Source organism: Agrobacterium sp. (assembly GCF_032092815.1).
GTDB lineage: Bacteria > Pseudomonadota > Alphaproteobacteria > Rhizobiales > Rhizobiaceae > Agrobacterium.
Genome location: NZ_DAMDBP010000001.1, coordinates 106,043 through 130,022 on the forward strand (window position 1 = coordinate 106,043; position 23,980 = coordinate 130,022).

Annotated in this window: 20 protein-coding genes; 8 read left to right on the forward strand and 12 right to left on the reverse strand. The window is 55.4% G+C overall.

The annotated features are described in order from the left end of the window. Window positions 1-21: 21 nt before the first annotated feature. From RT613_RS00480 to RT613_RS00505, 6 genes are all read right to left on the reverse strand, one after another. A complete protein-coding gene (locus tag RT613_RS00480) occupies window positions 22-1,401 on the reverse strand; it encodes a GH1 family beta-glucosidase (RefSeq protein ID WP_313612105.1) in 1,380 nt (459 codons plus the stop codon). A gap of 237 nt (window positions 1,402-1,638) precedes the next feature. After that, the gene (xylA, locus tag RT613_RS00485; RefSeq protein ID WP_313612106.1) at window positions 1,639-2,949 is read right to left on the reverse strand and encodes a xylose isomerase; all 1,311 of its coding nucleotides are present in this window, start codon (window positions 2,947-2,949) and stop codon (window positions 1,639-1,641) included. A 69-nt stretch (window positions 2,950-3,018) separates the two neighbouring features. After that, a complete protein-coding gene (gene xylB, locus RT613_RS00490) occupies window positions 3,019-4,470 on the reverse strand; it encodes a xylulokinase (RefSeq protein WP_313612107.1) in 1,452 nt (483 codons plus the stop codon). A gap of 39 nt (window positions 4,471-4,509) precedes the next feature. Then, on the reverse strand, window positions 4,510-5,538 hold the full coding sequence (locus RT613_RS00495; protein WP_313612109.1) for a LacI family DNA-binding transcriptional regulator: 1,029 nt from the start codon (window positions 5,536-5,538) through the stop codon (window positions 4,510-4,512). 141 nt (window positions 5,539-5,679) lie between these two features. Continuing rightward, window positions 5,680-7,263 (reverse strand): DHA2 family efflux MFS transporter permease subunit, encoded by a 1,584-nt coding sequence (locus tag RT613_RS00500; protein WP_313612110.1) that lies wholly within the window; start codon window positions 7,261-7,263, stop codon window positions 5,680-5,682. An 18-nt stretch (window positions 7,264-7,281) separates the two neighbouring features. Further along, window positions 7,282-8,463 carry an HlyD family secretion protein gene (locus RT613_RS00505; protein WP_313612112.1) on the reverse strand — a complete coding sequence of 394 codons (1,182 nt, stop codon included), beginning with the start codon at window positions 8,461-8,463 and terminating at the stop codon, window positions 7,282-7,284. 164 nt (window positions 8,464-8,627) lie between these two features. Between RT613_RS00505 and RT613_RS00510 the strand changes: the two genes are divergently transcribed. From RT613_RS00510 to lysS, 5 genes are all read left to right on the forward strand, one after another. Beyond that, on the forward strand, window positions 8,628-9,281 hold the full coding sequence (locus tag RT613_RS00510) for a TetR/AcrR family transcriptional regulator (protein WP_313612253.1): 654 nt from the start codon (window positions 8,628-8,630) through the stop codon (window positions 9,279-9,281). A gap of 167 nt (window positions 9,282-9,448) precedes the next feature. Then, entirely contained in the window at window positions 9,449-10,201 is a 753-nt protein-coding gene (locus RT613_RS00515) for a TerC family protein (RefSeq protein WP_313612113.1), read from the forward strand. Between the two features lie 146 nt (window positions 10,202-10,347). Beyond that, window positions 10,348-12,120, forward strand: coding sequence for an SLC13 family permease (locus RT613_RS00520; RefSeq protein WP_313612115.1), 1,773 nt, complete (start codon window positions 10,348-10,350; stop codon window positions 12,118-12,120). A gap of 178 nt (window positions 12,121-12,298) precedes the next feature. Beyond that, window positions 12,299-13,756 (forward strand): glutamate--tRNA ligase, encoded by a 1,458-nt coding sequence (gene gltX / locus RT613_RS00525; protein ID WP_313612116.1) that lies wholly within the window; start codon window positions 12,299-12,301, stop codon window positions 13,754-13,756. A 207-nt stretch (window positions 13,757-13,963) separates the two neighbouring features. After that, on the forward strand, window positions 13,964-15,460 hold the full coding sequence (gene lysS, locus RT613_RS00530; protein WP_313612119.1) for a lysine--tRNA ligase: 1,497 nt from the start codon (window positions 13,964-13,966) through the stop codon (window positions 15,458-15,460). A 120-nt stretch (window positions 15,461-15,580) separates the two neighbouring features. Here the strand turns inward: lysS and RT613_RS00535 are convergent, their stop codons facing one another. Together RT613_RS00535 and RT613_RS00540 are read right to left on the reverse strand one after the other, a co-directional pair. After that, window positions 15,581-16,465, reverse strand: a complete 885-nt coding sequence (locus RT613_RS00535; RefSeq protein ID WP_313612254.1) for a hypothetical protein — start codon at window positions 16,463-16,465, stop codon at window positions 15,581-15,583. Between the two features lie 357 nt (window positions 16,466-16,822). After that, window positions 16,823-17,554, reverse strand: coding sequence for an SDR family oxidoreductase (locus RT613_RS00540; protein WP_313612121.1), 732 nt, complete (start codon window positions 17,552-17,554; stop codon window positions 16,823-16,825). A gap of 179 nt (window positions 17,555-17,733) precedes the next feature. Here RT613_RS00540 and RT613_RS00545 point away from each other — a divergent pair, with 179 nt between their 5' ends. Next, window positions 17,734-18,513: an IclR family transcriptional regulator gene (locus RT613_RS00545; RefSeq protein WP_313612122.1), complete on the forward strand. Its 780-nt coding sequence runs from the start codon at window positions 17,734-17,736 to the stop codon at window positions 18,511-18,513. Between the two features lie 118 nt (window positions 18,514-18,631). On the opposite strand, the gene tal is transcribed toward RT613_RS00545, so the two are convergent. Then, on the reverse strand, window positions 18,632-19,588 hold the full coding sequence (gene tal, locus RT613_RS00550; protein ID WP_313612124.1) for a transaldolase: 957 nt from the start codon (window positions 19,586-19,588) through the stop codon (window positions 18,632-18,634). A gap of 208 nt (window positions 19,589-19,796) precedes the next feature. Between tal and RT613_RS00555 the strand changes: the two genes are divergently transcribed. After that, window positions 19,797-20,789 (forward strand): sugar-binding transcriptional regulator, encoded by a 993-nt coding sequence (locus tag RT613_RS00555; RefSeq protein ID WP_313612125.1) that lies wholly within the window; start codon window positions 19,797-19,799, stop codon window positions 20,787-20,789. A gap of 4 nt (window positions 20,790-20,793) precedes the next feature. On the opposite strand, the gene RT613_RS00560 is transcribed toward RT613_RS00555, so the two are convergent. Together RT613_RS00560 and RT613_RS00565 are read right to left on the reverse strand one after the other, a co-directional pair. Continuing rightward, complete coding sequence (locus RT613_RS00560; protein ID WP_313612127.1) at window positions 20,794-21,666, reverse strand: bifunctional helix-turn-helix domain-containing protein/methylated-DNA--[protein]-cysteine S-methyltransferase; 873 nt, start codon at window positions 21,664-21,666, stop codon at window positions 20,794-20,796. A gap of 78 nt (window positions 21,667-21,744) precedes the next feature. Continuing rightward, the gene (locus tag RT613_RS00565) at window positions 21,745-22,242 is read right to left on the reverse strand and encodes a DUF2244 domain-containing protein (protein WP_313612128.1); all 498 of its coding nucleotides are present in this window, start codon (window positions 22,240-22,242) and stop codon (window positions 21,745-21,747) included. 184 nt (window positions 22,243-22,426) lie between these two features. Here RT613_RS00565 and nth point away from each other — a divergent pair, with 184 nt between their 5' ends. Then, window positions 22,427-23,197: an endonuclease III gene (gene nth, locus RT613_RS00570; protein ID WP_313612255.1), complete on the forward strand. Its 771-nt coding sequence runs from the start codon at window positions 22,427-22,429 to the stop codon at window positions 23,195-23,197. On the opposite strand, the gene RT613_RS00575 is transcribed toward nth, so the two are convergent. Then, the gene (locus RT613_RS00575; RefSeq protein WP_313612130.1) at window positions 23,171-23,899 is read right to left on the reverse strand and encodes a sulfate transporter family protein; all 729 of its coding nucleotides are present in this window, start codon (window positions 23,897-23,899) and stop codon (window positions 23,171-23,173) included. The genes nth and RT613_RS00575 overlap by 27 nt on opposite strands. Window positions 23,900-23,980 lie beyond the last annotated feature (81 nt).

Consider the following 23,980-nt stretch of genomic DNA (forward strand, 5'->3'; position numbering starts at 1 on the left):
CACCTTGAGGTAACCAGGGAACTAGATGTCAGCCGGTTTGTGGTTTCCCTTTGGAAACTCGGCCGCCAGCGTTGAATACCACTTGCCGCTTTTTTTGATGGTGCGCACTTGCGTATCATAATCGACATGCACAAGACCAAAGCGCATGCGATAACCTTCAGCCCATTCGAAATTATCCATCAGGCTCCAGGCAAAATAACCGCGCATCGGGTAACCGTCCTTGATCAGATCGGCAACCACCGACAGGTGATCAGCATAATAATCAAGACGTGGCTGGTCATCGACCTCACCATTTTCGACGCCCATATTATAGCAGGCGCCGTTCTCGGTGATGTAGCAATCCGGCAATTCGCAACGCATGTACAATTCTTCGATCAGCGAATGCAGGGCCGGAGAATGCACCTCCCAGCCAATGTCTGTTTTGACATCACTGACAAATGGCGCATTCACGGTGGCCGGAAACTCGGCATTCGGATCAGCATCGGCAGCAACGCGCATCGGCGTGTAATAATTCAGGCCCCACCAGTCGAGTTTCTGGTTGATCAGTGCAAGATCACCCTCCTCGACCACCGGCATGCGATCACCGAGTGCTGCCAGGAAATCAGCGGGATATTCACCCTTGAACACAGGGCCGAAAAACGCACCATTGTGAAACTGGAAAGCCCGCTCGGCGGCGGCCTTGTCCTCAGCGCTCTCGGAGCCAGCGATGACCGAATGCGCATTCAGCACCAGACCAACCGGCACGTGAGGTGCAACCTCGCGGCACACCTCAACACCCAGACCATGAGCAAGGTTGGTGTAATGCATCGCAGCAAGTGCCGCTTCCATGTTGCGCTCACCCGGCGCATGAACGCCGTAAAGGTGGCTCAGCCACACCGAGCACCACGGCTCGTTAAAGGTCGCAACAGCGTCCAGCCGGTCCCCCAGCCGCTCCATCAAAATGCGGCTGTAACGTTGGAAAGCATAGGCCGTTGAGCGTGCTGTCCAGCCACCATCCCCCATCAGGGCCAGCGGCAAATCCCAGTGGTAGAGCGTCGCATAGGTCTTGATGCCACGCGCCTTGCAGCCATCAACAAGACGATCATAAAAATCCAGCCCCTTTTCATTGATCGGGCCAGTCCCCTCCGGCACGATACGTGGCCAGGCAATGGAAAAACGGTAGGCCTCGACGCCCATATCCTTGATCAGGTCGAGGTCATCATCGAGACGGTTGTAATGATCGCACGCAACATCGCCATTGTGGCGACCGTAGACGTGGCCCGGCATGTTGCAAAAGGCATCCCATATGGATGGTTTACGGCCATCAGCCTTTGCAGCCCCTTCAATCTGGAAGGATGCAGTGGCGACACCAAACAGAAAATCACCGGGAAAGCGTGTTGCAAGCACTTTGGGATCGATCATTCCGTCTCCTCCTGAAATCATTTGTCCGTTGAGACCGGGGATTTAACCCTGCCTCCGGCAGTTGCTGCCAAGGTATAGAGGCAAATCATCGTTTACTGCAACGTTTCAGTTGCATGATACAAAACTTTTACAACGGCATGATTTGGCACCGGGACATCAAAGCAGGCAGCCATGAAAAAGGCGGGGGTTGATCCCCGCCGTTCTTCAGCTTTTTGTAATGAGACTTTTCGATCGTTTTTAAACGTAGCGGTTCACGACGTTCTCAAGATATTCCTGACGGCCAGATTTCGGCTCAGGATTGATGTTTTCACGCTCAACCAGAGCAGCGATCTCATCCAGCTTCAACTCGCCGCGCAGCAGCTTTTGGGCGGAAGGAGAATCCCACTTGGCATAACGGTCCGAAAGCGGCTTCGACAGCGCACCGTCTTCGATCATCTTGGCCGCAGCCTTCAGGCCACGGGCGCAGCAATCAATGCCGCCGATATGACCGATCAGCAGATCAGCCGGATCAAGCGACTGGCGACGTAGCTTGGAATCGAAGTTGGTACCACCATTCTTGAAGCCACCACCGGCCAGAACATGGTAATAGGCCAGCGCCATCTCAGGCACATTGTTCGGGAACTGGTCGGTATCCCAGCCGGACTGGTAATCATTGCGGTTCATGTCGATCGAACCGAAAATGCCAAAGGCATTTGCCATGGCCAGCTCGTGTTCGAAGGAATGGCCTGCGAGGATCGCGTGGCCCTGCTCGATGTTGACCTTGACTTCCTTTTCCAGGCCGTGACGCTGCAGGAAGGCGTAAACCGTTGCCACATCGTAATCATACTGATGTTTGGTCGGTTCCTGCGGCTTCGGCTCGATCAGGATCGTGCCTTCAAAACCGATCTTGTATTTGTATTCGACAACCAGGTTCAGGAAACGGCCCATCTGGTCGAGTTCGCGCGACAGGTCGGTATTCAGCAGGGTTTCATAACCTTCACGGCCGCCCCACAGAACGTAGTTCGCACCGCCCAGTCGTTTGGTGGCATCAAGGCAGGTTTTGACCGTCGCTGCCGAGAATGCAAAAACATCCGGATCCGGATTGGTCGAAGCACCCGACATGTAACGGCGGTGCGAGAACAGGTTGGCAGTGCCCCACAAAAGCTTGACGCCGGTTTCTGCCTGCTTCTTTTCGAAGTGATCAACGATCTCGTTGAGGTTCCGGGTGTTCTCGGCAAAGCTGTTGCCTTCCGGGCGAACGTCCGCATCGTGGAAACAATAGAACGGCGTGCCAAGCAGCGAGAAAAACTCGAATGCAACGTCCGCCTTCAGCTTGGCCGCATCCATCGTATCGGAAAACCACGGACGCTCGAATGTCTGACCGCCGAACGGGTCACCGCCCGGCCATGTGAATGTGTGCCAATAGGCCACCGCAAAACGCAGGTGGTCTTCCATGCGTTTGCCAGCCACGATCTCGTCCGCATTGTAGTGACGAAACGCCAGCGGGTTGGTGCTGTCCGGTCCTTCATATTTGATTTTGGTGATATCACCGAAAAAGCCTGTCGACATGGGTACTCCTCCTGAAATCTAACCTTGTCTTGGAAAAAGGGCCTCCGGCTGGCGCCGGAGGAAGCCGGTTTAATGCGCCAACTGGCGGATGGCCGGATAAAGCTCGCGGTAACGCTGGTAGGCCGCGTCATAGGCGCCACTCAGGGCCGAAACCGGCTCAATGGTTCTGGCTGTCTGCGGTGCCGTGCAAACGGCAACCGGATCGGCACCGGTGGCAGCAATCAGACCAAGACGGGCGGCACCAAAGGCAGCACCGAAGTCACCGTCGGCTGGAATATCAACCGGCACGTTGAGAGCGGTGGCAATCGAAGCCAGCCAGTATTCCGAACGTGAACCACCGCCAATGGCCGTAACGCGCGAGATGCTTGTACCTGCAGACTTCAACGCTTCGAGATTGTCACGGATTGCAAAGCTCACACCTTCAAGAACGGCCTGCGTCAACACCGAACGGTCGCTTTCATGACCAAGCCCGATAAAGGCACCACGAATGACAGCATCATTGTGGGGTGTACGTTCACCCGAAAGATAAGGTGCGAAGGTTACACCGCTTGGCGCCTTCAACGTGTTGCCCAACTCCGTGGTCAGCTCGGCTGCAGATTTACCTGCAATGCCGGAATACCAGTTGAGGGCGTCGGTTGCCGAGAGGATCACGCCCATCTGGTGCCATGTGTTTGGCAAGGCATGGCAGAATGCGTGGACAGCACTTTCCGGTTTTGGCAGATAGCTGCCATTGGCCGCAAACAACACGCCCGAAGTGCCAAGCGACACGAATGCGGCGCCTTCCGACACCGTGCCCATGCCACAGGCAGAGGCCGCATTGTCACCGGCACCACCGGCAACCACGACATCACTCATGCCCCAAGCGGATGCCAGTTCGCCACGCAGCTTTCCAGCCTGCTCGGTACCTTCGACCAGCGACGGCATATGGCTTTCATCAAGACCGGTTGCAGCAAGCAGCTCTGCCGACCACTTGCGGGCACCGGTATCAAGCCAGGAGGTTCCGGCAGAATCCGACATTTCAGAGATATATTCGCCGGTCAGCCACAGGCGCAGATAATCCTTCGGCAGCAGAACCTTGGCAACCTTGGCAAAAATTTCCGGTTCGTTTTTGGCAACCCAGGCCAGTTTCGGCGCGGTGAAGCCCGGAAAAACGATATTGCCGGTCAGCTTGCGGAAGCGCGCATCGGCATCCAGCTTGGCCGCCTCTGCATAAGATCGCGTATCATTCCACAAAATGCAGGGCCGCAGCACGGCACCAGACGCATCAACAAGGGTTGCACCGTGCATTTGACCAGAAAGGCCAATACCCTTAACGGCCGCAAGTTCCTTAGCATGGGCTGCCTTCAAACCTGATATGGCGGTTTCCGATGCCTTGATCCAGTCTGCAGGGTCTTGTTCCGACCAGCCGGGATGTGGCCGGGACACCTCAAGCGCACCATTTGCGGAACCAATAATCCGCTGGTCGCCATCAATCAGCAGCGCCTTGACGCCGGATGTCCCCAAATCGAGACCAAGATACATGTTATACCTCCAAAAAAATATGGTGAGACAGCTTTGCAATCACGGCAAATTATCTCGCATGAATATGTCGAGGCGAATGCGTTCTTGTGCCGCAATCACCCCTACCTTGTCAGCCCTGGCTTTCAGGACACGGATGCTGCTGCGCACCTCATGCCCGGCATCCTGATTAAGAACGGCATCGATGAGACCCGCCTTCAACGCCGTTGTGGTATGGGCGCTGAGCTCATGGGCGATAACAGATGGTCTGCCGCCCGATTGGGAAATGCTTTCCAGCGCCCGGATAAGGCCACGATTTCCCGCACCAAGACTGTAAATCCCGCCAATGTCGGGATGTCGCGCAAAGGTGTCGCGCACCAGTTCTTCAACCGTCGCTGCATCATCACGCCCTTCGAGTACCGGTAAAATTTCCAACTGCGGAAACTCGGACGCCATCACAGACCGAAAACCATCCACGCGTTCGTGATGGTCCCGCACCATCAGCGATCCGGCAAGAACAGCAACCTTGCTGGCAGAGTTTTTAACAAAACGGCCAAGCAGGCTGGCCGCTGTCTTGCCAGCTGCAATATTGTCAACGCCGGCATAATGATCACGCCTCGATCCCGACAGATCAGACACCAGAGTGACGGTTGCAATCCCCCCACCCGCCAGCGCGCCCACCGCTTGGCGCACGGCATCACCTTCGACCGCAACAAACGCCACGCCGGCCGGCTTTTCCTTCTTCGCCTTTTCAAGAGCAGCAACAAGTGCGCCTGCATCAAAGGGCGGAATTTCAATCAGTGTAATATCAACCCGCTCCGATGGACCGCGCGCGATCGCAGCCCGCACCTCGTCCCGCAAAGCCTGCATGAAAGAGTTGTCATTGTTCGGCAGAATGAAAATCAAGGGGTAAACACGGCTTCTTGCCAGGTTCGCAGCGGCCACATCACGCACGTAACCCAGTTCGGCGATGGCAGCTTCGACCCGCGCCTTTGTGACCTCGCGCACACCCGAGCGCAGATTGACCACACGGTCAACCGTGGCAAGGCTGACACCGGCCTTCGCAGCAATGTCGTGAACTGTTGGCTTCATTCCGTCCTCCGATAGCCCTTCTATTCTCAATTTTGAGGTACGTAAATCAAAAAAATCACAGACACAGGAAATCATCTTCGAACGTGAAATGAAAAAGGCCGCCATTTCTGGCGGCCTCGGCGGTGGATAGGGAAAAGAATGTTAGTGTCCACTACCAGGCGGTGGAGCGGCAGATGGCTTGCGGATCAACAGTGTCAGCGTCACCAGGAAGCAGAACAACACGGTCAGAGCCATGAATACATCGGCAAAGGACAACAGCCAGGCTTGCTGGGTCACCATGCCAGCCAGTTTCTTGAAGGCAACCGAAGCGCCATCCAGACCATAGCTGTCATAATTCGCACCAACGCTGCTCAACCAATCCAGAGCTTCCGGATTGTTGAAGTTCACATGCTCCGACAGACGGGCATAATGTTCATCGGTGCGCTGCGTCAGCATGGTATTGATAATGGCAAGTCCAACCGCACCACCAAGGTTACGGGTCAGGTTGAACAGACCCGAGGCGTTCTTGATGCGCTGCGGTGGCAAGGTACCCAGAGCAATATTGTTGATCGGCACCATGCACATCATCAACGAGCAGCCGCGCAGGATCTGCGGGATCAGCAACTCATAGAAATCCCAGTCTGAGGTGATGCCGGTCATCAGATAGGTACCGGTAGCAAAACCGAGAAAACCGATGCCCATCATCACACGCGGATCAAGCTTGTTGGACAACATGCCGGCAACAGGCGCTGTGAAGAACATCGCAAGGCCGGACACAAACATCGTCTCACCGATCATCAGCGAATCGTAACCGCGGATGCGTCCGAGATAGAGCGGGTAGAGGTAGGTCAGACCATAAAGACCAACCCCCATCACGAAGGAGAACAGCGAACCAATCGAGAAGTTTCGGTCGGTGAAGGCTCGCAAATCCACGATCGGGAATTCGACCTTGAATGCGCGCCAGAAAAACACCACCGCACCAATGGTCATGGCAATAGAACCGACAATAATGTGCTCATCATTGAACCAGTCCTTGTTGTTGCCCTCCTCCAGCACATATTCCAGCGATCCGAGGAACACACCCATGGCCAGCAGACCCCACCAGTCAAACTTCTTCCACAGCGATTTTTCAGGCTTGTCGAAATCGATGAGGCTCCAGGTCAGCAGCGTCACGATGATGCCGGGTACGACGTTGACCAGAAACAGCCAGTGCCAGGACATGGCGTGACTGAGATAACCACCCACGGTCGGGCCAATGGTCGGGGCAAGAGTTGCCACCAGGCCAATGATCGGAGAGACCACGCTGCGCTTTGATGGCGGGAAGATCGTGAATGCCGCAGCAAATACTGACGGGATCATGCCACCGCCGATAAAGCCCTGAATGGCGCGGTAGACGATCATCTGGTCGATGTTGGTGGCCGTGGCGCACAATGCGCTCGACAGGGTGAACCCGGCCGCACACATGCTGAACAACACCCGCGTTGAAAGGATACGCGCCAGCGTGCCCGACAACGGGATCATGATAACTTCGGCGATCAGGTAGGATGTCTGCACCCAGGCGATTTCATCCGAGCCAGCACCAAGGCCAGCCTGGATTTCCGCAAGCGAGGCAGACACAATCTGGATATCCAGAATGGACATGAACATGCCCACAACCATGGCAAAAAAGGCAATAAGCCGCTTTTTATCCATGGGGGGATCGAACGCGGCAACTGCGTTGCCGCCTCGAATGACCGCTTCCGTCATGATGCGAGCCTTTCGCGCTTACTTCTGCGCTACCGCATTGTGTTCAGGTGCCGTGCGGGTATCCACATCAACGACCACGCTCAAGCCGGCACGAAGATTGTGCTTGGCAAGATCTTCAGCCGAGAAAGCGATACGGACAGGCACACGCTGGATAACCTTGGTGAAGTTACCGGTGGCATTTTCGGGTGGCAGCATGGAGAACACCGAGCCGGAGGCCGGCGAGATCGACTGCACCGTGCCGACAATGTCCTGCTTGCCCAGGGCATCTACGTGAATGCGAACCTTGGAACCCGGCTCGACCTTGGCGATCTGCGTTTCCTTGAAGTTTGCATCGATGTAGAGGTCGTTCATGGGGACAAGCGCTGCAAGGCGCTTGCCACTGGACACCAGATCGCCCACCTGGACGGCCACGTTGCCGATAACGCCGTCATAAGGTGCCTTCAGAACCGTAAAGCCAAGGTCGCGTTCAGCCTTGTCCTTGGCCAGCGTCAGAGAACGAATTGTGCTTTCAGCTTCGCTTCTCTGGGCTTCCAGAAGCGAGATATTGGCCTTGGCAGATTCGATGCTGGCGCCACCGGCAACGGCATTGGCCGCAGCCTGATCAAGAGCAACCTGTGCATTATCCGCAGAGGCAACCGTACCGACATCCTTGGCCTGCAATTCGCTGGCACGTTTCTGGTTGATTTCAGCGCCCCGTAGGGCTGCATCCAGCGCACCCTTCTGCGCTTCCGCCTGCTGCAAGGCAGCCTTGGCACCGGCCAGTTGCGCATCGATACGCGACAGGGACAGTTCCTGGGTGCGAACCTGTGCCTCGGCCTGTTCAAGAGCAATACGATAGTCACCATCATCAAGCGTCACCAGCGGATCGCCAGCCTTGACTTCCTGGTTGTCGACCACGTGAACCTTGTTCACATAACCGGACACCTTCGGCGAGATGATCGCGATATCGCCTTCGATATAGGCGTCGTCAGTCGACACGAGGAAGCGGCCATCGGTCCACCACTCATAGCCATACCAGCCGGCACCGGCCAAGAGGGCGATTGCCAGAACTGGCAGCAACGGCGAACGACGCTTTGGCTTTTTCTGCTGTGGAGCGGATGTTTGCGCTACGGTTTCGACCACATCCTCTTTACGCGCCGTTTCCTCTGCGCCCTCATTTGTATTGACCGCGCGTACCGCGCCTGTGTTCTGGGCAGACATGTGCTCACCACCATGTATGATATAATTTTATTGAACTGAACCGTTCGGTTCGATTGACATAAAGCTTTTCATGACACATATCAAGAGGGCATCGAACCAATCAGTTCGATTTGACGAGAATCAAAATTTCAAACAGGAATGAAAGCGTGAGCACGCAAGAAGACATGGAGACATCTGGCACCCCGGTCACCACCGGGCGTTTCGCGGCAGGAGAAGATCCTGCAAAGCGCGAACAGATACTCGATGGCGCCTGGAATGTTTTTCGCAAACTTGGCTTTGATGCTGCCAGCATGAACGATATTACCCGCGAAGCAGGTGTTTCCAAGGGTACGATCTATGTTTACTTCGCAAACAAGGAAGATCTTTTTGCGGCCCTGATAGACAGACACCGCACTCGTTTCGCTGAAGCCATGCGTGATGTGCTGGCTGGCGAGCAGGAAGTTGAAGAAGGTCTCAAGAAATTTGGATTTACATTTTCCCGACAGATGACCTGCTCTGAGGTCATACCAGCTATGCGTTCCGTAATCGGCGTTATTGACCGTATGCCGAGCCTCGCAAAGCGCTTTTTCGCCAGTTCACCCGTCAATATCAAAAGCGTGCTGCAGGATTTCATTGAGCATCACGTGAAGCTTGGCAACCTGCAGGTCGATGATGTCGAGCTTGCCGCCCGGCAATATATCGAACTGTCCTCGGGGCCGTTTTTCAAGCTGCGTCTTTTCGGGGAGATCAACGGCGACGTTCCCCAGCAGGAACTGGACCGTGTGGTCAACAGCGCCGTGCACGTGTTCATGTCCGCCTACGGAACCAAAATCAGTTGAGCGCATTAGGCAGAATCGGCGCAGGCGTAATTGCGCGTTAAACGCGAAAATTGCGCATAATCAGGCATATCACTAAGATAAATACGCTTGTTTCTCGCGTTTTATAACGTACATGATTACGTCGTATACCTGCCAATGCTGCACAACTGAAAGGACGAAACCCCACGATGGAGACCATTCTCCCTCTCTTGAGCGACCCCACTGCCTGGGTGGCATTGATTACCCTGATCGTCATGGAGGTCGTGCTTGGCATTGACAACCTGATATTCATTTCGATCCTGACCAACAAGCTGCCACCGGAACAGCGTGAGAAGGCTCGCAAGATCGGCATTGGCCTTGCGCTCGTCATGCGCCTCGGACTGCTTGGCACCGTGGCCTGGATCGTACAACTGACCAACCCGATTTTCGAAATTTTCGGCCACGCTTTCTCCTGGAAAGACATCATTCTGATCGTCGGTGGTCTGTTCCTGCTTTGGAAGGCAACCAAGGAAATTCACCACAATGTTGACCCGGTCGACCACAAGGAAGACATGGTTGGCGGCACAGCAACCAACACTTTCTCTTCGGCGATCGTCCAGATCCTGCTGCTCGACCTGGTGTTCTCGGTAGACAGCATCATCACCGCAGTTGGCATGACCCCTCACCTGCCGATCATGATCGTCGCTGTCGTTGTTGCCGTTACGGTGATGCTGTTGGCTGCAACACCTCTCGCCAATTTCATTGAACGCAACCCGACCATCGTCATGTTGGCTTTGGCGTTCCTGTTGATGATCGGCACCACGCTGATTGCCGAAGGTATGGGCCTGCATGTTCCAAAGGGCTATGTGTACGCGGCCATGGCTTTCTCGGCCCTTGTCGAGCTCCTCAACATGCTGGCGCGCAATGCGCGAACCCGCAAACGACAAGCGGCCAAACATTAAGTTCTGAATTGAATGTTGAAAGACCCGCCTTTTTTCAGGCGGGTCTTTTGCATTTTGACAACGGAACGCGCTATGGTTTCACACGTTTAAGACTGCATCGCATTGGCTGCTCTCGCCAATCACTCTCTGCCGAAAGTAAAGCTTACATGAGCACAGACCAGATCCTAGCCTTCGCCGTTATTGCAGCAATGATGGCAGCTTTTATCTGGGACAAGTTGCGATATGACGTGGTGGCCTGCTCGGCTCTTCTATGCGCCGTTGCCGTTGGCATTGTGCCCTTCGACAAAGCCTTTTCCGGTTTCAGCGACGACATCGTCATCATCGTCGCCAGCGCTCTTATTGTCAGCAGCGCCGTGGCACGGTCAGGCATTGTCGACACGCTCATCAAGAAGTACTTTCCCGAAATGCGCTCGAAAGGGCTGCAGCTTGCCTTTCTGATGATTGTCGTTGCCGTCATGTCTGCCTTCATCAAGAATATTGGTGCACTGGCCATCATGATGCCAGTTGCCTTTCAGTTCGCCCGCAAATCCGGCACTCCGGTATCCTTCTATCTGATGCCAATGGCTTTTGCCGCCCTGCTCGGCGGCCTGATGACACAGCTCGGCACATCGCACAACATCGTTGTATCGCGATTGCGCGAGGAAATGACCGGGCAGAGTTTCTCGATGTTCGATTTCACACCGGTTGGCCTCGTCCTGACCGTGATTGGCATCACGTTTCTGACTTTTGGATATCGGTTATTGCCTGTTCGCAACCAACGCGACACATCGGTCGAGGAAATATTGGAGAAATCCGCCTATACGGCCGAAGCATCCATCCCCGCAGATTCCCCGATTAAAGATAAAAGCCTAAACGACCTTCTTAAACAGGGAGATGGTGCCGTCATTGCCACCACCATCCTGCGCGGTCATCGCCGCATCTCTCCCTTTCCCGATGTCGTGCTCAAGGCAGGTGACACATTGCTGCTTGAAGGCAATGCCAATGATCTGGACCGGGTCGTTACCAGCGCAAAACTGAAACTGTCCGGCAAACCGCTGACCGGCAATGGCCAGAAGCAAAGTGATGTTATTGCCGTTGAGGCGGTGATTGACAACGTATCCATTCTTCATGGTCTTACGGCCAAAGAGCTTGCGCTATCCTACACGCGCGGCGTCAACCTCATTGCAGTGAACCGTCGCGGTCAACGGCTGAACCAACGCTTGAGTGACCTGCCGCTGATGACCGGCGATGTGATTGTTCTGCAAGGCAGCAGCAAGAATATTGGCCACGCCCTGAAAGAATTTGACCTGCTGCCGCTTGCCCAGCGGGAAATCCTTCTTGGCACCCGTCGGCGCGCCATTCTGCCACTTCTGGTGCTGGCCGCTGCCATGGCGGCCGCTGCGACCGGATTTGCTCCGGTTTCAGTTTCATTTTTTGCTGCAGCTTTCGCGATGATTGCCATCGGCGCCATTCCTCTGACCGATATCTACAAATCGGTCGATGGGCCCATTCTGGTGATGTTGGCAGCACTGATCCCGGTCAGTGATACCTTGCGCACAACCGGCGCCAGTGATCTTATTGCTACATGGCTTGGCGAAACCGCCAAAGGCATGCCGCCATTCATGGCGCTGGGCCTGATCCTGCTGGCAGCAATGGCAGTGACACCCTTTCTCAACAATGCCGCAACTGTGCTGGTCATGGGACCGATTGCCGCCGGCTTTGCCACAACGCTTGGTTTCAAGCCGGAAGCCTTTTTAATGGCTGTTGCCATCGGGGCCGGCTGCGACTTCCTCACGCCCATCGGCCACCAGTGCAACACGCTGGTCATGGGACCCGGTGGTTACCGGTTCAGCGACTATCCAAGGCTTGGTCTCCCGCTGTCTCTGCTCATCGTCATTACCAGCATTCCAATGCTGCTTTACGTATGGCCGGCGTCCTGATTCAACCTAATTTCCTTGACGCATGGGGCTGAATGTGGCCTAAGGCCATTCCAATGGAAAATTGCGGAATTGTGCCTATCCCAGATAGCCAGGTCCCATTTCCCCAAAGCATGCAAAACCAGTCGTCGCATGCGGGAACTTCCCGTAACCCTTGCACGTCAATACGAGCGATCATCCAATGAGCACTTCCAACGTTCGCGTCCGTATAGCGCCCTCTCCTACCGGTGAGCCGCATGTCGGAACCGTCTATATCGCACTTTTCAACTACCTGTTCGCCAAGAAAACTGGCGGCGAGTTCATCCTGCGTATCGAAGATACCGATGCAACTCGCTCGACCCGCGAATATGAAGAGAAAGTGCTGGAAGCACTGAAATGGACCGGACTGAAATGGAGCGAGGGCCCTGACGTTGGTGGACCTTACGGCCCATATCGCCAGTCAGAGCGCAAGGATCTCTATCAGCCCTACGCAGAAGAACTGTTGGGCAAGGGTCATGCCTTCCGCTGTTTCTGCACGCCTGAGCGTCTGGAACAGATGCGTGAAGCACAGCGCGCTGCCGGCAAGCCACCAAAATATGACGGCCTTTGCCTGCACTTGAAGGCTGAAGAAGTCACCGCGAAGCTGGAAGCCGGTGAGGCATCCGTCGTCCGCATGAAGATCCCGACTGAAGGTTCGTGCGACTTCACCGATGGGGTTTACGGCGATGTCTCGATCCCGTGGGATTCCGTCGACATGCAGGTGCTGATGAAGGCCGACGGCATGCCCACCTACCATATGGCAAACGTCATCGACGACCATCTGATGAAGATCACCCACGTGGCCCGTGGTGAAGAATGGCTGGCCTCCGTGCCAAAGCACATTCTGCTTTATCATTATTTCGGATGGGACCAGCCGGTATTCATGCATCTGTCACTGATGCGCAATGCCGACAAGTCCAAGCTGTCCAAGCGCAAGAACCCGACGTCGATCTCCTATTACTCGGCGCTTGGTTACCTGCCGGAAGCCCTGATGAACTTCCTCGGTCTGTTCTTCATCCAGATCGCTGAAGGCGAAGAGCTGTTGAACATGGACGAGCTGGCTGAAAAGTTCGATCCGGACGCACTCTCCAAGGCTGGCGCGATCTTCGACGTACAGAAGCTGGACTGGCTGAACGGCCGCTGGCTGCGTGAAAAGCTGAGCCAGGAAGAATTCCTTGCTCGCATTTTCGAATGGGCGTCGGAAAACAACCGCCTGACCGAAGGCCTGAAGCTCGCTCAGAGCCGCATTTCGCGCCTGGGTGAACTGCCGCAGCTTGCTGGCTTCCTGCTGGCTGGCGATGTGAACCTGACGCCAGCCTCCTTCGCGGGCCTCAAGAGCAAGCCGGAAGAGATCCACGAAATATTGACCACGGTTGCTGCCGATCTGGAAAAGATGCCAGACTGGAACATCGAAAGCATCGAGGCCGAGTTGCGTGACGTTGCCGAACGCACCGGCAAGAAGCTGCGCGTCGTGACACCACCGCTGTTTGTTGCCATGTCTGGCACATCGCGTTCGCTGCCGCTGTTTGACAGCATGGCACTGCTTGGCCGCTCCGTCGTGCGCCAGCGCCTGAAATTGGCAATTGCTGTTGTCGCCACCATGGTTGGCAGCGGAAGCTAAGGATTGCCGGGGCGGATCAACATTCGCCCCTCATTCCTGTGCTTGTCACAGGAATCCAGCAACGGCGCATTTGCGCCGTGAATGAATGCAAGACAATCTCCCGCGCTCAACCACTTGGGCGTACTGGTATCCTGTCAACGAGCACAGGCATGAGGGAGAACCGGAAACTAATTGCCGCCGCGGTACCGCCGCAACAGGAATTGAACAATGAACGACAAGACGACCGAAACCGCTCTCTCCTCCGACGTCACAGAAGTGCGCCGCCAGAAACTGGCGATGCTGCGCGAAAAGGTTGGTGACGTTTACCCGGCGCATTTCCACCGCACGATGACGAATGCCGAACTGGCAGAAAAATACGCTGACATCGAAGCGGGCGTTGAAACCGGTGATACGGTAACGGTTGCCGGTCGCGTTTATTCGAACCGCAACTCCGGCATGTTCATGGATATCCATGACGCATCCGGCAAGGTGCAGATTTTCAGCCACAAGGACACCACACCAGAAGCTGCTCGCGAGTTGCTGCCGATGATCGATATGGGCGACATCATTGGTGTGACCGGCAAGGTCCGCCGCACCAAGCGCGGCGAGCTGACCATCAACGCCGAAGAAATCACCATGCTGACGAAGGCGCTGCTGCCGATGCCGGAAAAGTGGCATGGCGTGTCCGACGTCGAAGTGCGTTACCGCAAGCGCCATCTCGATATCCTCTCCAACGAGGAATCCAAGCTGCGTTTCCAACAGCGCTCCAAGATCATCTCGGGCATTCGCCGTTTCATGGAAGGCGAAGGTTTTCTTGAAGTCGAAACCCCGATGCTGCAGACCGTTTATGGCGGCGCAACGGCTGACCCGTTCAAGACCTTCCACAATACGCTGAAGCAGGACATGTACCTGCGCATCGCGCCGGAACTGTTCCTCAAGCGCACGCTGGTATCCGGCCTCTCCGACAAGGTGTTCGAGATCAACCGCAACTTCCGCAACGAAGGCGTCTCGACCCGTCACAATCCAGAATTCACCATGATGGAGTGCTACTGGGCCTACTCCGACTACGAAGACATCATGGGTCTCGTCGAGCGCATGTTTGAAACGCTGGCGATTGCCATCCACGGCACGACCGAACTGGACTTCCAGGGCCAGACAATCTCCTTCAAGGGTCCGTTCAAGCGCGTACCAATGCCGGACGCCGTCAAGGAAGCAACCGGCATCGACTTCCTGAACATCAAGACCGACGAAGAAGCCCGCGCTGCTGCCAAGGCTGCCGGCTTCGAGGTCGAGAAGGATTGGACATGGGGCGAATGCCTTGCCTTCATCTTCGAAGAAAAGGTTGAAGGCACGCTGATCCAGCCAAGCCACGTCACGCATTTCCCGAAGGACATTTCGCCCTTCGCCAAGGAAGTGCCGGGCGAGCCGCGCCTCGTCGAGCGTTTCGAAAGCTATTGCAACGCCTGGGAAGTTGGCAACGCCTTCTCCGAGCTCAACGACCCTGAAGAACAGCGCCGCCGCATGGTCGAGCAGCTTGAACAGGCCCACGCCCGTGGTGAAAAGGACAAGCAGCTTGACGACGAGTTCCTGGACGCGATCGACCAGGGCATGCCACCAGCTGGCGGTCTCGGCATCGGCGTCGACCGTCTGATCATGTTGCTGACAAACGCACCGTCGATCCGTGACGTCATTCTCTTCCCGGCCCGTCGCCAGAAGGCCGATTGAGGTTAAAACACCACAAGAAACAAAGCCGGAGTGCAGCAATGCCTCCGGCTTTTTTATTGCCGTAATTCCGGTAAAAATCTTGGCGTCAGCCGGAGTAAACCGCAGCCGGCTAAAGAAGCATCAGTGAGACGGTTCTGCTTGTGCGTGCGGCTTTTCAGCCTCGCTAGCGTGCGCCGCAGGCGCATCGGCGGCAGGCTCATGGCCTTGCTCGGCGGCTTCGGCAGTGACCGTGCCCTTGCCGAAAATCAGCGATTTCAGATAGGCCAGGCTGAAAATGCTAACGCTATCATGCTCAGGTGTCGAGGTCAGCAATTGCTCATCGGCGGGGGGAGGCGCCTCGGCAGACGGCTCTCCGTGACCACCTTCACTTTGACCGCCATGGCTTGGTTCAGCAGCTTTTTCCGCCGGTGCGCCATGACCGTCTGTCTTGCCATGAGCACCTTCCGTGCTTTCGGCAACGCCACCTTCACAGCCAGATGTATCGGACAGGGAATGCACGATGCCTTCCATGTCCTCAAGCGGAAGGTCGATCCTCAGACCGTAGAAATAACCTTGCGCGTTTGGCACGCCATCATAATAAAAACCGGAATATTGTTTGCCGTCCGTCCCTTCAGGGATCTTGGCCATGTCAGGGATATAGACCGCCTGCGCAGCAATCGCACGGCCGCGCATTTCTGAACGCAGCTGTGGGCCGTTGGTATCCAGAACAGAAACCTGTACGAGATCAGGATGTTGTTTGCCATAAATGGCCTTTGCGACACGCAGCGCTGTTTTCAGCCTGTCGGTGCCATCGCCACCATTGGTACGAATGAATTGGCGGATCCAGAACGTGCCGTTTTTCTTGATGGTCACGGTCTGAACGGCCTGACATTCCAGGCCGTTCACGGAGCGATAGGACGGTCCGAGCAGTTTTTCAGTACCGATGTAAACAGCAGCAAGACCAGCCGCTCCGCTAAGAAGCAGAACGCCACAACTGATCACCACTGTTTTCCGGGAAAGCCGTATTCGGCTGAATACTGCCTTCACACCAGGCGCCCTGACATACTTACCCCGTCACAAACCCTAAGCCCCAACCCTGAATGGGCCAACAAAACACCATCGGCCGCAGAGAAAAATCCACGCCCAGACAAGTTTTGATCCTGACGGTTTCTCCTTGACGAAGCTTTAACCGGAAGAGTTATTCAGGGTTTTTAGTGAACCATTTTTGGACTCTGCCAAAAAATATTGCCACGCTTAATGTATAAAGGGTTGACGGTCCCGGCGTGACAATCATCAGGAATACGCATGCGACGGACACGGCGCCCACCACTATTCCCGAAACGGAACAAAAAAGACCCGCCGAAGCGGGTCCTTGATCAAGGATCAGGCAGTCCAGCCGCCGTCAATGACGTGAATCTGCCCTGTTGTGAACCCAGCTTCTTCAGAGGCCAGATAAGTTACCAGTGCAGCAATTTCTTCCGGCTTCGCAATACGACCCATTGGCTGACGCGCAATGAAGTCGCTGAGCGCCTGCTCGTAATTGCCGGTCTGCTTGAGGCGATCATGCAGCGATGGGCTGTCCACCGTGCCTGGGCAAATGGCGTTGCAACGAATGCCCTTGGTGACGAAATCGGCAGCAATTGCCTTGGTGAGACCAACGACAGCCGCCTTCGATGCCGTGTAGGCAAAACGGTTCGGAACGCCCTTCACGCTTGATGCGACCGAGGACATGTTGACGATGGCGCCCTTGCCCTTTTCCAGCATTCCAGGAAGGAATGCGCGGCATGTGCGGTACATGGCCTTGGCATTGAGATCGAAGGAGAAGTCCCAGTCCTTTTCTTCGCACTCGAGGATGGTGCCAGCATGCACATAACCTGCGCAGTTAAACAGCACGTCAACCGTGCCAACCTCGGCGGCAAATGCCTTGACCGCATCGCCGTCAAGAACGTTCAGAACGCGCGTTTCGACGCCTTGCAGTGTCGCAAGTGCCTGCTCGTTGATATCGGTTGCGATGACGCGTGCGCCGAGGCTCGCAAAACGTTCAGCGGCTGCGCGACCAATACCCTGAGCGGCTGCCGTTACGACGACGGTCTGCCCTGCGAAATTCTGGGACATGTGATAATCCTCCCTGCCAATCCAGTTAACCGCTCCAATGGCTGGCCTTCACGAAGCAAGGACATTCAGATGCGGATTGATAATTCATATGTAAACAGTGTATTTATAAGCCGTCAAGCGCAACAGACAGACAACACGCTGTTTGGACACCAACAAAATGGGACAAGTGGAGGGGTACCATGACGACCGAAGACAATAGTGACCGTTATCGTGCACCCGCCCTCGACAAGGGCCTGGATATCCTCGAATTGCTTGCCCATACCGATGGCGGATTGACCCAGGCCGAAATCGCCAAGGCGCTTGGCAAAAGCCCCAGTGAATTTTACCGCATGCTCGACCGGCTGGTGCGACGCGGTTACGTCTATCGTCAGGATGGAGACCGGTTTTTTCTCAGTCTGAAAATGTTCGGCCTTGCCCATTTTCATGCACCAGTACGCAGGCTGGTATCCTTTGCCACGCCAATCATGCGTGACTTTTCCAACAAGGCGCAACAGGCCTGTCATCTCACCGTACATGACAGGGGTGTTGTGACCGTTATCGCTCAGCAGGATTCATCCACCTATTGGGCGCTGTCCGTGCGGGTTGGCGCACATATGAGCCTGTTCAACACCGGATCCGGCCACATTCTGCTTGCCTTCCAAACGGAGACGCAGCGCGACATGATGATTGCCGAACAGTTGCGCTTCAATGAAGGCATGGGCATTCCCGACAATCTGGGTGATACGTTGAGCCGCATTCGTCATGACGGATACGACATCATGAAGAGCATGCAGACGGCAGTGGTGACGACTTTATCCGCTCCGGTGCTAACGCTGGACGGCACTGCCATTGCAGCATTGACCTGCCCGTTCATAGAACCGCTCAGCGCCAATGCGCCGACACAGAAAGTATGCCTCAACTATATCGTCGAAGCAGCAGCCCGTATTTCCGAGATTGTTGCTGGCAGCCGCACGCCCTGACCGGGTAAAACTGCGGCCTGCCAAATAAAAAACGCGACCGGCAGGGAGACGGTCGCGTTTGGCACTGGAGTATTATTGGATATTAAACCGATAAACGTTTCAAAAGTTCCAACAAACCTCAGGCCGCTAGTTCTTTTTTGACCATCGAGCGCAGAGCAACGAGGTCCTTGGCGAACAGACGAATGCCTTCCGACAGCTTTTCGGTTGCCATGGCGTCTTCGTTCAGCATCCAGCGGAATGCCTTTTCATCCAGCGACTGCAGTGGTTCTGCCGTGATGTTATCCGGAGACAGCTTGCGCTCAAGCGTGCCCTGGTCCTTGTCGAGTTCTTCCAAGAGCGCAGGGCTGATGGTCAGACGATCGCAACCGGCAAGCGCTTCGATTTCGCCAGCGTTACGGAACGATGCGCCCATAACGATGGTGGAGATGCCATTTGCCTTGTAATAATTGTAGATGCCACGCACCGAGAGAACGCCCGGATCGGTTTCAGCCGTGTAGTCCTGGCCGGTGGCCTTCTTGTGCCAATCCAGAATACGACCAACGAACGGCGAAATCAGGAATGCCTTGGCTTCCGCGCAGGCAATGGCCTGGGCTTTCGAGAACAACAGGGTCAGGTTGCAATCAATGCCTTCCGACTGCAGAACCTGTGCAGCGCGGATACCTTCCCATGTGGAAGCCAGCTTGATGAGAATGCGGTCACGCTCGATACCGCGCTCCTTGTAGGCAGCAATGATGCCATGCGCCTTGGCAATGGAGGCTTCCGTATCGAAGGACAGGTCGGCATCCACCTCGGTGGAAACGCGGCCCGGAACGAGTTTGGCAAGGGCTGCACCAACCGAAATGGCGAGACGGTCTGCAACAGCAGCCACAACGGCATCCTGATCGCCACCCTGCTTTTTACCCCAACTGACAGCTTCCTTGATCGCATCTGCGAAAGCAGGTGTGCCAAGTGCCTTCAAAACGATGGTCGGGTTCGTTGTGCAATCGACGGGCTTGAGACGTGCAACCGCATCAATGTCACCGGTATCGGCAACAACGGTTGTAATGGAACGAAGTTGATCGAGCTTGGACGTCATCCGGGTGATCCTTATGGATAGACTTTAAAACTACTTCAGCCGGAGTTTCGTTCCCGTATGAACCATACGGGTACAGCCGAAATTACGGTCCTGACCTGAGCAAAAGTATCGCTTGGCAGATCGACAAAAGTCAAGACATTTGCGCAACGCAATTGACATAAGTTTCACGAAAGTCATACTCGTTGCACAAACAACATCGGTGAAAAGCGTGGCGAAACTCAGACGCGAAACCCACACATCCATTTCTGAAGCATCATCCCTGCGATTAAGGGCGGCCTGGCTCTATTATAATCAGGGCATGACACAGAAGGATGTCGCTGAAAAATTGGGGATCAGTCGCTCTACCGTCATTCGCCTGCTCGATGAAGCCATGAAACGGTCTGAAGTGCAGATCTGGATCAATGAGGGCATTGAAGACTTCATTGAGTTGGCGGGACAATTGGAAAAAGCTTACGGGCTTGATGAAGCAATCATCGTTCCCTCACCGGCCAATACCTCGGCACCGACCATAGCGAAGGCAGTTGGCCTGGCACTTGGCCAGTTTCTGTCGGAAGCCATCCCTGAAAACGCCACCATCGGTGTCGGCTGGGGCCGCACCATGACTGCCTCGCTTGCCAGCTTCCGTCCGCCCCGCCGTGATAACTGTAAGGTGGTGTCCCTGCTGGGCGGTATTGTTGCCGTGCACCAGACCAATCCTCTGGACTACACATGGCGTCTGGCAAGCCAGCTTGGCGCGGAATGTTATATGTTCCTTGCACCGCTGTTGGTCGATTCCGTCGAAACGCGCAAAGCGCTTATCGAAAAATGTGGCCTCAACACGCTTTATGATCTGGCAGAAAGACTGGACATCGCCATCGTCAGTTGTGGCGATATTGGTCCGCAGTCCACATCACTGTCCGAAGGTTTCATCAGCCGCCAGACGCTGGAAGAACTGATCGATGCCGGCTGCGTCTGCGACACCATGTTCAACTTCCTTGACAAGGACGGCAATTCCGTTGAACACCCCATCAATCAGCGGGTGATGTCGATCGACCTCGATACGTTGAAAAAGGCAAACCACATTGTCCTGGCCTCCGGTGGCGCCCAGCGTGCTGTCGCCATTCAGGCCACCATACGGCGCATTGGCTGCAACACGCTGATCACGGATGAAACTGCAGCTCGTGCCCTGCTTGCTTTGTCTACGGACTGTTCCGCCACCTGATTTTTCAGGCGTGCGCCGCTTCCCAACCGAGCATTGCGCGCTTGCGCGTCAGACCCCAGTGGTAACCGGTCAGAGCACCGCTTTTGCCCAAAGCCCGATGGCACGGCACCACAAATGAAATCGGGTTGGCGCCAACTGCCGCCCCAACCGCGCGTGATGCCGTCGGCTGGCCGATATCCTGGGCAATGTCGGAATAGGTAACCGCCCTGCCAAACGGGATTTTCAACAGGCTTTTCCAAACCCGCACCTGAAAATCCGTGCCCAGCAACACCACACGAAGCGGCTGGTCACACCGCCATGCCTGCGGTTCAAAAATGCGCGCCGCATAGGGCATGGTCGCCGCAACGTCTTCAACGTAATTTGCCTTGGGCCAACGCTGCGCCATGTCTTCAAAACAAGGCGCCTCTTCACCGGCATCGGCAAAGGCCACGCCAGCCAGACCACGATCCGTGACCATGACCAGCGCCAGACCAAATGGCGAAACATGGTAACCCCAGCGGATGGTCAGCCCCTCACCTTTTGCTTTCCACTCACCCGGCGACATCGCCTCATGGGTAACGAACAGATCATGCAACCTGCCCGGACCGGACATGCCAACCTCGATCGAGGTCTCCAGCAATGGCAACTGCTCCTGCCGCAACAGACGTTTGGCGTGGTCAAGCGTCACGGCCTGCAGGAAAGCCTTTGGCGACAGGCCCGCCCAGCGCGTGAATGTTTTTTGAAGCTGCGTTGGCGATCTGCCCATACGGGCCGCAATCATCTCCAGCGAGGGTTGGTCACGGTAATCCATGGTCATGATTTCAATGACCTGGCGGACGGTCTCGTAATCGGAACCCTCCGGCGTAATGTCTTCCTGCAAGATAAGATCGGCTTTCATGGCATGTCTCCTTAAACCACAGAAGACCACGAACCAATCGGCGTCGCCACCCGTTTCTTGCCTTCATCGGGCACAGCATCAAATTCTGCGTCGGACGGTTGCCAAAGCACCCTTGAATGCCTTGGCAAAACTTTCCCTGTCATCCGGATTGAGAAAGGAGCCGACATCCGTCACTTGCCCCTGCCCTGATACATGCATGGAAAGAATGCCGAATTCGTCATGGCGGCGCACCCGAAACCGGGCCCAGAATGGGTTGAACACATGTTCCACCATTGCCCCTGACGGCGCATATTTGCGCACCGAAAGGCGCGTGCGCCATACCGTCACTTCCTCGCGCTTGCGGGCTGCCCGGTAGTTCAGCTTGAAGGCGATATAAAGCAGCAAAAAGTCCAGCCCGAAAAACAGGCCAACCAGCCAGGCACCGGTGATGATGAAAAATACCCCGTACAGCAAACAGGCCATTCCGGTCAGCAGCAACAGAACCCGGAAACCCTTTCGCCCAAGTGAGCGATGCGGCACCAGTTGCGCAGCAAAAACCGGTTCATCGTTTATCGTATCCACGTTGCGTTCCCGCATTCCGGCTAGTCACCTGCATCTGAAGTTCGTCACACTGTTTGGCACGCGCAGAATGAACTTCAGATTCAAAAGGGTGACTAGAACTTGTTTGATTCTCGTGTGGTTTATGGATTTTAAATACGCTCCCCACCTAGCCTCGAATGAGGCGTATTTAAAATCCACCACACGAGCTATAGATGAAGGCATGACAATACCGAAGAAACGATCCAGCACCCAAACATTGCAAAAGTCAAATCAGACATCTGCGCGCAAAGGACGCACGCCCCGCTCGCTCTACTCAAAGGCGGAGCTGGAGGAGATGTTCAGACGTTTTTCCGTGCAGCGACCTGAGCCGAAGGGCGAACTGGAACACACCAATCCTTTCACGCTGCTTGTCGCAGTGGCACTGTCCGCGCAGGCCACCGATATTGGTGTGAACCGCGCCACCCGCGCTTTGTTCAAGATTGCCGATACGCCTCAGAAAATGCTTGAGCTGGGCGAAGAAGACCTGATCGGCCACATCAAGACGATCGGCCTTTATCGTAACAAGGCCAAAAACGTCATTGCTCTGTCACGCATGCTGATCGACAACTTTGGTGGCGAGGTACCAAAGACCCGCGAAGAATTGATCACGCTTCCTGGCGTGGGACGCAAGACCGCCAATGTGGTGATGTCGATGGCGTTTGGCGTACCAACAATGGCGGTTGATACACATGTCTTTCGTATTGCCAACCGGCTCTGTCTGGCACCGGGCAAGACCCCGGATGACGTTGAAGACAAGTTGATGAAAATCATCCCGGAACAATATCTATTCCACGCCCACCACTGGCTGATCCTGCATGGGCGTTACTGTTGCAAGGCTCGCAAGCCGGAATGCGAGCGATGCGTGATTGCAGATATCTGCAAGTCGCCGGAAAAATCCTGGGATATTCCGGCGCCGCTTGTCGAATTACCGGCCCAGCTTTTCCGCGAGTAATGGCGGTTCACGGCGGCTGATGGATTTGTGCAAATGCACCATCAGCGAGGCGGCAAACAACGGTGTCAGCAGATTGACAAATGGGATCGCCAGAAACAGCGCGATCACGAGACCGGCGGTAAACACGGTCGCGGCATGTTTTGCCCGAAGCTCGCGCGCCTCTTGCGGCGTGCGAAAGCGCATGGCGGCGAATTCAAAAAACTCCCGCCCGAGCAGGTAGCCATTGACGAGAAAGAAGGCGACCAGATTGACGCCGGGAACCAGAAGCAACAGCAAGGCAATGACGTTGCCGACGATGATCACACCGAAGAATTTGATAGACGCCAAAATGGCAGCCCCCATCGGCATGGCGCGACCGGGCGGATCCTGCGGATAATCGCGTTTCTCAAGTACCTCGGCGACATCATCGAGAAACAGACCGGCAATGATCGCCGTAACCGGTGCAATCAGCAAAGCCAATGCCAACGCAAGTCCGATGCCTGCCAGAATGGCAAACACAAAACCGAGCCACCCCGCCCAATCCGGAACACCCGGCAAAAGCGTGTCGATCCACGGCAACGCGAGGTAAATGAACAACTGCCGTACGGCGACCCAAAGGCCTGCCAGAACAAGCAATGTCAGGCCCAAAACCTTCCAGAAAACCGACCGGGATTCAGGTGAAAGAATATTGGCCAAAGCCAATCGCGCCGCATCAAAAATCATTCAGTCCCTCGCAAAACCGCTAGTACCTTCCCACATAGGGAACGTGGCAACTGACCGCAATGGACAGGCCCATCAGCATTA

Excerpts from the sequence above, each read along its gene's own strand:
- RT613_RS00480 (WP_313612105.1), bottom strand. The coding sequence starts at position 1,401 with ATGATCGATCCCAAAGTGCTTGCAACACGCTTTCCCGGTGATTTTCTG.
- xylA (WP_313612106.1), bottom strand. The coding sequence starts at position 2,949 with ATGTCGACAGGCTTTTTCGGTGATATCACCAAAATCAAATATGAAGGA.
- xylB (WP_313612107.1), bottom strand. The coding sequence starts at position 4,470 with ATGTATCTTGGTCTCGATTTGGGGACATCCGGCGTCAAGGCGCTGCTG.
- RT613_RS00495 (WP_313612109.1), bottom strand. The coding sequence starts at position 5,538 with ATGAAGCCAACAGTTCACGACATTGCTGCGAAGGCCGGTGTCAGCCTT.
- RT613_RS00500 (WP_313612110.1), bottom strand. The coding sequence starts at position 7,263 with ATGACGGAAGCGGTCATTCGAGGCGGCAACGCAGTTGCCGCGTTCGAT.
- RT613_RS00505 (WP_313612112.1), bottom strand. The coding sequence starts at position 8,463 with ATGTCTGCCCAGAACACAGGCGCGGTACGCGCGGTCAATACAAATGAG.
- RT613_RS00510 (WP_313612253.1), top strand. The coding sequence starts at position 8,628 with ATGGAGACATCTGGCACCCCGGTCACCACCGGGCGTTTCGCGGCAGGA.
- RT613_RS00515 (WP_313612113.1), top strand. The coding sequence starts at position 9,449 with ATGGAGACCATTCTCCCTCTCTTGAGCGACCCCACTGCCTGGGTGGCA.
- RT613_RS00520 (WP_313612115.1), top strand. The coding sequence starts at position 10,348 with ATGAGCACAGACCAGATCCTAGCCTTCGCCGTTATTGCAGCAATGATG.
- gltX (WP_313612116.1), top strand. The coding sequence starts at position 12,299 with ATGAGCACTTCCAACGTTCGCGTCCGTATAGCGCCCTCTCCTACCGGT.
- lysS (WP_313612119.1), top strand. The coding sequence starts at position 13,964 with ATGAACGACAAGACGACCGAAACCGCTCTCTCCTCCGACGTCACAGAA.
- RT613_RS00540 (WP_313612121.1), bottom strand. The coding sequence starts at position 17,554 with ATGTCCCAGAATTTCGCAGGGCAGACCGTCGTCGTAACGGCAGCCGCT.
- RT613_RS00545 (WP_313612122.1), top strand. The coding sequence starts at position 17,734 with ATGACGACCGAAGACAATAGTGACCGTTATCGTGCACCCGCCCTCGAC.
- tal (WP_313612124.1), bottom strand. The coding sequence starts at position 19,588 with ATGACGTCCAAGCTCGATCAACTTCGTTCCATTACAACCGTTGTTGCC.
- RT613_RS00560 (WP_313612127.1), bottom strand. The coding sequence starts at position 21,666 with ATGAAAGCCGATCTTATCTTGCAGGAAGACATTACGCCGGAGGGTTCC.
- RT613_RS00565 (WP_313612128.1), bottom strand. The coding sequence starts at position 22,242 with ATGCGGGAACGCAACGTGGATACGATAAACGATGAACCGGTTTTTGCT.
- nth (WP_313612255.1), top strand. The coding sequence starts at position 22,427 with ATGACAATACCGAAGAAACGATCCAGCACCCAAACATTGCAAAAGTCA.
- RT613_RS00575 (WP_313612130.1), bottom strand. The coding sequence starts at position 23,899 with ATGATTTTTGATGCGGCGCGATTGGCTTTGGCCAATATTCTTTCACCT.